1 protein-coding gene is annotated in these 1,694 nt (G+C 47.3%); it reads left to right on the top strand.

Features of this window, described 5'->3' with window-relative positions:
• Positions 1-820 precede the first annotated feature (820 nt).
• Positions 821-1,694, top strand: an 874-nt coding sequence (locus B0680_RS10060; RefSeq protein ID WP_078254965.1) for a protein rep, incomplete at its 3' end; no start/stop codon positions are given.

The raw sequence follows: 1,694 nt of genomic DNA, 5'->3' as shown, positions 1-1,694 counted from the left end.
AAACCAACCAAGACTTAATCACGGTTGGGGGTGACGATACCGAGCAAGAAACCAAGACTGAACCCACCGAAATTTACTTTACCTTTGACCGCCTTTTGTGGCGTTATAAGCACTAACCGAGTGATTAAAATGCACTGACAAAAACCGCTCATTTGGGCGGTTTTTTTTGGGGTTGTAGGGGCTTGCCCCTGCCGTGCTTATGACTTGATTTCCAAATGAGCGTAGCGAATTTTGGATACAAGTCGTAAGTGCGCCCTTACAGGGTGATTTGCACTGGCTTTTTTTAAATTCCCGATAGGGCAAGCATACGCAAAGACGGCTCAGTTACTCCGTAAACTGTCCATCTTTTCGGCTTGCTTAGGGGGATAAACCCCCCAAGACCCCCCTGCACCTGTCACTAGTTTTAGGTAGTGACAGGTGCAAAAAACCGCAGCCCACCAAGTGACAAAATGGGCTTTTTGGGTTTGGCGTGAGTGACGGCAGATTTCACCCGCTCGCCACAGCCAACCAAGAGCCAATTCTCGGGGGCAGGGTCAAGGGGCGAACGAGCGTAGCGAAGTGAGTATATTTACCCCTTGACGCTGTCCGCGGAATTGGGTCAGATAATGGCTTGGTGAGTGGGTGGAATGAGTGGTTTTTTTGGGGCAAAATGGGGGTTATTTTGGGGTGGATTTCCTTGTATTTATACTTTAGAAACAAGTGAACCACTTAAAATCACGCTCTAGCCCTTATGTGGTAAGGCTTTGGGGGGGTATTGACAGGGCAATAAAAAAGCCCTAGAATTGGAGCTGTTCACACTTCAAAAACTTAGGGCTTTTTTATGGTAACAAACACAGACGAATCCGTCAATTTTTTTCTTAGTGATATATCCCCCACCGATAAGCCGTGGGACAAGCACAAAGCCCAAAGCGTGCAAATTTCCAACGCTTTTGCATTGCACAAAGATTTTGCCAAGCGTGGTTATAATATTAACCAATGTGCCGAAAAACTAGTCTATCACGCCACCAACAACCCAGATAAACCCCTGCACCTAGCTAACGCAGATTTTTGCAGGGATAGGGGTTGCCCTACTTGCCAATGGCGTAGGTCATTAAGATGGGTTGCCACCATGCACCAGCAGTTACCAGCCGTCAATGAGAAATACCCTACCCACCGTTGGTTATTCCTAACGCTCACCGTTAGAAATTGCCACATCACCGAACTTAGGGACACTATCCAAGACATGAACAAGGGCTTTAAATCCCTTGTCCGCACGCTCAAAAAGAAATTCCCCACCTTTGGTTATGTGCGAACCACCGAAGTAACAAGGGGTGCTGATGACACCGCCCACCCCCATTTCCATGTGATGTTATTTGTGCCTGCTGAATACTTTAGGGGGCGTGGATACATCAAGCAAGCCGATTGGGTGACCATGTGGCAAGATGCCATGAAGTTAGACTATGCCCCCAATGTGGACATACGAGCGGTAAAGACAAAGAAAAACACCACACAGGACGCACAGAATACCGCTGTATCGCACGCAATCGCTGAAACGATGAAATATAGCGTCAAAGCGTCAGACCTGCTTAAAACGGCTAAAAATGGCGATAACGAATGGTTATACGAGTACTTTAGACAGGTTAAGGGCTTACGCTTTTTGGTGGTTGGTGGGTCACTCAAGGGGCTAATCAAAGCCCAATGGCAAAAAGACGATG

It is taken from the genome of Moraxella pluranimalium, from assembly GCF_002014825.1.
Lineage (GTDB): Bacteria > Pseudomonadota > Gammaproteobacteria > Pseudomonadales > Moraxellaceae > Moraxella > Moraxella pluranimalium.
The sequence above is the reverse complement of the archived record's forward strand: the minus strand, read 5'-3'. Positions and strand labels throughout refer to the sequence as shown.